We start from the raw sequence: 5020 nt of genomic DNA, 5'->3' as shown, positions 1-5020 counted from the left end.
GGCCGGGCGGGCCGCTGCCGGTGGCGGCGGACGGATCGGGCAGAATGCCCGGATGAACGAGCTCGCGATCACCGTCATCGGCCGGGACCGGCCGGGCATTGTGGCCGACGTCGCCGAGGTGCTCGCCCGGCTCGGTGCGAACCTCACCGACAGCACGATGACCCGGCTGCGGGGACACTTCGCGATGACCCTGATCTGCGTGGGCCCGGCCGCCGCCGACGTCGAGGCCGCGCTGGCGCCGCTCGCCGCAGGCGGGCAGCTGCTGGCGACCGTACGTGCGGTCACCCCCGACGGTGCGACGGTGCCGGCCGGCGAGCCGTACGTGATGGCGGTGCACGGCGCGGACCGGCTGGGCATTGTCGCGGCCATGACCCGGGTGCTCGCCGACGCGGGCGGCAACGTCACCGACCTGAGCACCCGGCTGACCGGCTCGCTCTACGTGGTGGTCGCCGAGGTGGACCTGCCGCCGGACACGGCCGGCGAGCTTGCCGGGCGGCTGGCCGCCGCGGCCGCCGACCTGGGCGTCGAGGTCACCCTCCGGCCGGCCGACCCGGATCTGCTGTGACCGGCGACGAGCGGACCCCGACCACCGAGGCGTACGCGGGCCTCGGCGACTGGACGCCGGACGCGCTGGTCGTGCCGGGCGAGGTGCGCCCGGTGGTGTCCGCCCCGGCCCCGGTGCTCAGCCGGGCCGGCGGCGAGGTCGACCCCACCAGCGAGGAGACGGTACGCCTGGCCGCCGACCTGGTCGCCACCATGCGGGTGTCGCCGGGCTGCGTCGGCCTAGCCGCCCCGCAGATCGGGGTGGGCGCGCAGGTCTTCGCGGTCGACGTCACCGGCCACCCGAAGGCGGTGACCGTGCACGGCACGTTCGTGCTCTGCAACGCGCGGGTGGTCGAGGCGAGCCGATGGAAGGCGGGCCGGGAGGGCTGCATGTCGGTGCCCGACCTGACCGGTGACGTCAAGCGGGCCAGCCGGCTGGTGGTGGAGGGCGTGCTGCCCGGCACCGGCAGGCCCGTACGGCTGATGACCGACGGTTTCGAGGCGCGGGCCCTGCAGCACGAGATCGACCACTGCGCCGGCCTGCTCTTCCTCGACCGGGTCGCCGGGGCGCACGCCATCTACCAGCGCAAGGTCTACCTCTGACGCGACCGCGCCGGTCGGTGGACCGCGACCCCGGCCCGTACGTCGCGGCCGGGACACGTTCGGGAGGAGGCATGACTGTCGTGAGTGGAGGGTCGTCGCGGTGAGGTGCCGATGGTCCGGCGCGTCGCGAGGGGCTGCCGCGCGGTGCGCCGCTACGGTGGGGGCATCATGCGTCTGACGGTCGGCCCCCTGCCACCCGCCGTGTACTGGCGGCGTCGCGCTGTCGTACTCGGCGCGGGGCTTCTCTTCCTGATTGTCCTGCTCTATTCCTGCAACGGGTCGGACGGGAGTCCCGGCGCGACCGGCGACGCGCAGCCGACGGGCGCGGCGTCCGCCGGTGCCACACCGGGGCCCACCGGGTCGGTGCTCACCCCGCATACCGGGGCGTCCCCGTCGGCCGGGACGGACCCGGCCGGCGAGCCGACCACCACGAACGCCGCGCCGGCCCCGGTCGTGCCCGCGGTCGACGACGGCACCTGCGCCGACGCCGAGCTCACGGTCACCCCGGTGGCGCGGCCGGCGTCGGTGGTCCGTGGCGCGACGGTGGACCTGCAGCTGAAGGTCAAGAACCGTTCGGAGCGCACCTGCAGCCGGGATGTCGGCGCGGACGCGCAGGAGTTGTTCATCAAGTCCGGGGCCGAAAAGATCTGGTCCTCCGACACCTGCGGCACCGGCAAGGGCACCGACGTGCAGTCCTTCACGCCCAATTTCGAGCGCTCCTACCAGGTCGGCTGGAACGGGCGGGACAGCAGCCGGTGCGCCAACGGGGTGGCGGCGGGTCCGCACCCGCCGGCCGGGACGTACCAGGTCTTCGCGCGGGTCGGCACCAAGCTCAGCGAGCCGGTCAAGCTCACCATCACCGGCTGAGCGGCGGGGCAGGCCGGCACGCGCCGCGCCTGCCCCAGGAGCGGGCCGGGGGCCGCGCCGGGCGGGGTCAGACGTAGCGTTCCAGGATGGACGCCTCCGCGAGCCGGGAGAGCCCTTCCCGGACGCCGCGGGCCCGGGCGTCGCCGACCCCCTCGACGGCCTGGAGGTCCTCAACGGTGGCGCCGAGCAGCCGCTGGAGGCTGCCGAAGTGGCTCACCAGGCGGTCGACCACGGCCACCGGCAGCCGGGGCACCTTGGCCAGCAGCCGGAAGCCCCGCGGACTGACCGCGGCGTCGAGCGCGTCGGAGGCGGCCGGGTAGCCGATCGCCTTGGCGACCGACACCAGGTCGATCAGCTCGGTGGCGCCGAGCAGGTCCAGCTCGACCAGCGCCTCGTCGAGGGTGCGGGATTTGCGGCCGACCGGGAGGTAGTCCCGGATGACCAGGGTGCGATCGGCGTCGACGCCGGCCATCAGCTCGTCGAGCTGGAGGGCGAGCAGCCGGCCGTCGGTGCCGAGCTCCACCACGTAGCCGGCGATCTCGTCGGCGATCCGGCGGACCATCTCCAGCCGCTGCACCACCGCCACCGCGTCGCGTACGGTGACCAGGTCCTCGATCTCCAGCGCGGAGAGGGTGCCGGAGACCTCGTCCAGCCGCAGCTTGTAGCGCTCAAGCGTGGCCAGCGCCTGGTTGGCGCGGGACAGGATGGCCGCCGAGTCGTCCAGCACGTGCCGCTGGCCGTTGACGTAGAGGCTGATGATCCGCATCGACTGGCTGACCGAGATCACCGGATAACCGGTCTGCCGGGCGACCCGCTCGGCGGTGCGGTGCCGCGTGCCGGACTCCTCGGTCGGGATGGTCGGGTCGGGCATCAGGTGCACCGCTGCCCGGACGATGCGGGTGCCGTCGCTGGAGAGCACCACCGCGCCGTCCATCTTGCACAGCTCGCGAACCCGGGTGGCGGAGAACTCCACGTCGAGTGGAAACCCGCCGGTGCAGAGCCCTTCGACGACCTTGTCGTAGCCGAGGACGATCAGCGCGCCCGTCCGGCCGCGCAGGATCCGCTCCAGACCGTCGCGCAGGGCGGTGCCCGGCGCCATCAGGGCCAGGTTGGCCCGCAGCGGATCACCGGTGCTGCCGGCGCTCCCGGTCACGCTGAGGCTGATCGTACGGGCGGGCGAGCCCACGGCGCCGGTGCGGGCGTGGACCGTCGCGCCGGCAGGCTTGGTGGTATCGCGGTCGATCGGCACGGGCACAGTCTACGGACTGCCCTGCGGTGGGTGCTGTCGTGGTTACTGTGATGTGTCACGATGCCATCCGCTGCCCGAACTGTCGGCCCCGCCCGTGCTGCCCGGTATCGTGCCACCGGTCCCACCGGCGGCCTCCACCGCTCACTCCGCGGACGCGCGGGCGACCGCCTGGAGGGCCGCCCGGACGTCGGTGACCTCGATCACACGCAGCTGCTCGGGCCCGGCCCCGGTGCTGTCCGGACCGCAGCCGGGCGGCACCAACGCCACCCGGAAACCGAGCCGGGCCGCCTCGGCCAACCGCCGCGGCACCGCGCCGACCCGTCGCACCTCGCCGGTCAGGCCCACCTCGCCGATCGCCACCAGGTGCGGGGCGATGGCGAGGTTCAACCCGCCGGAGGCGACCGCGAGGGCCACCGCCAGGTCGGCCGCCGGCTCCACCACCCGGATGCCGCCGACGGTGGCCGCGAAGACCTCCCGGTCGTGCAGGGTGAGCCGCTCGGCTCGCCGCTGGAGCACGGCCAGCACCATCGCCAACCGGGCCGAGTCGAGCCCGGAGACCGTCCGTCGGGGCGAGCCAGCCACCGTCGCGCCGATCAGCGCCTGCACCTCGGTGAGCAGGGCGCGGCGCCCCTCCATCGCCACCGTGACGCAGGTGCCGGGCACCGGTTCCGAGTAGCGGGTCAGGAAGAGCCCGGACGGGTCGGCCAGGCTGGTGATGCCGCCCTCGTGCATCTCGAAGCAGCCCACCTCGTCGGCCGCGCCGAACCGGTTCTTCACGCCGCGCACCATCCGCAGCGAGGAGTGCTTGTCGCCCTCGAAGTGCAACACGACGTCGACCAGGTGCTCCAGCACCCGCGGACCGGCGACCTGGCCGTCCTTCGTGACGTGGCCGACCAGCACGGTGGCGATGCCGCGTTCCTTGGCCACCGAGACCAGCGCGGCGGTGACCGCCCGGACCTGGGTCACCCCGCCCGGCACCCCCTCGGTGCCGGTGGTGGAGATGGTCTGCACCGAGTCGAGCACCAGCAGGCCGGGCTTGACCGCGTCGAGGTGGCCGAGCACGGCGGCGAGGTCGCTCTCGGCGGCCAGGTAGAGCTGGTCGTGCAGGGTGCCCATCCGCTCGGCGCGCAACCGGACCTGGCTGACCGACTCCTCCCCGCTCACCACCAGCGACGGGCTGCCCGCCCCGGCGGCCCACTGCTGGGCCACGTCGAGCAGCAGGGTCGACTTGCCGACCCCCGGCTCGCCGGCGAGCAGCACCACCGCGCCGGGGACCAGGCCTCCGCCGAGCACCCGGTCGAGCTCGCTGACCCCGGTCGGCCGGGCCCGGGCCGGGGCGGCGCTGATGGTGGCGATCGGGCGGGCCGGCTCGGCCGGCATCCGGGAGCTGACCACCCGGCCGGAGACCGTCGGGCCGGTGACCGTGCACTCGACCACCGAGCCCCACTCGCCGCACTCCGGGCAGCGCCCGACCCACTTCGGTGGCTGGTGGCCGCAGGCGTCGCACTGGTAGGCCGGGCGGGGCTCCCGGGCGGCCGGGCGGGAGCGCCCGGCGCCGGCCGGGCGCGGGGAGGTCGATCGGGAGGTGGTCACACCGGGACGTTAGCCCCGCGGTACGACGAAGACACCGCCGGCGTGGTGGTCACCACGCCGGCGGTGTCGAAAGCCGGTAGCCGGGATCAGTGGCCGCCGCCGTGACCGCCGTCCTCCTGGCCCTCGTAGCCACCCTCGCGCTCGATGATCGGCGACGGGCGGGCG

5 protein-coding genes are annotated in these 5020 nt (G+C 74.7%); 3 read left to right on the top strand and 2 right to left on the bottom strand.

Going from position 1 to position 5020, the window contains the following annotated elements:
• The first annotated feature begins 52 nt into the window (after nt 1-52).
• From C1I99_RS29210 to C1I99_RS29200, 3 genes are all read left to right on the top strand, one after another.
• Nucleotides 53-565 (top strand): glycine cleavage system transcriptional repressor, encoded by a 513-nt coding sequence (locus C1I99_RS29210; protein WP_111137411.1) that lies wholly within the window; start codon nt 53-55, stop codon nt 563-565.
• Nucleotides 562-1146 carry a peptide deformylase gene (locus C1I99_RS29205; RefSeq protein ID WP_111137410.1) on the top strand — a complete coding sequence of 195 codons (585 nt, stop codon included), beginning with the start codon at nt 562-564 and terminating at the stop codon, nt 1144-1146. Before C1I99_RS29210 ends, C1I99_RS29205 begins: the two co-directional genes overlap by 4 nt.
• A 168-nt stretch (nt 1147-1314) precedes the next feature.
• Nucleotides 1315-2013 carry a hypothetical protein gene (locus C1I99_RS29200; protein WP_111137412.1) on the top strand — a complete coding sequence of 233 codons (699 nt, stop codon included), beginning with the start codon at nt 1315-1317 and terminating at the stop codon, nt 2011-2013.
• Nucleotides 2014-2080: 67 nt separating this feature from the next.
• Here the strand turns inward: C1I99_RS29200 and disA are convergent, their stop codons facing one another.
• Both disA and radA read right to left on the bottom strand, forming a co-directional pair.
• Nucleotides 2081-3262, bottom strand: coding sequence for a DNA integrity scanning diadenylate cyclase DisA (disA, locus tag C1I99_RS29195; protein WP_111137409.1), 1182 nt, complete (start codon nt 3260-3262; stop codon nt 2081-2083).
• Nucleotides 3263-3403: 141 nt separating this feature from the next.
• Nucleotides 3404-4855 (bottom strand): DNA repair protein RadA, encoded by a 1452-nt coding sequence (gene radA, locus C1I99_RS29190; protein WP_111137408.1) that lies wholly within the window; start codon nt 4853-4855, stop codon nt 3404-3406.
• Nucleotides 4856-5020 lie beyond the last annotated feature (165 nt).

Origin of the sequence: Micromonospora deserti (assembly GCF_003236335.1) — a bacterium.
Classification (GTDB): domain Bacteria; phylum Actinomycetota; class Actinomycetes; order Mycobacteriales; family Micromonosporaceae; genus Micromonospora; species Micromonospora deserti.
Note: the sequence above shows the minus strand (reverse complement) of the source record. Positions and strands in the feature narration are given on the sequence as shown.

Excerpts from the sequence above, each read along its gene's own strand:
- C1I99_RS29200 (WP_111137412.1), top strand. The coding sequence starts at position 1,315 with ATGCGTCTGACGGTCGGCCCCCTGCCACCCGCCGTGTACTGGCGGCGT.
- C1I99_RS29210 (WP_111137411.1), top strand. The coding sequence starts at position 53 with ATGAACGAGCTCGCGATCACCGTCATCGGCCGGGACCGGCCGGGCATT.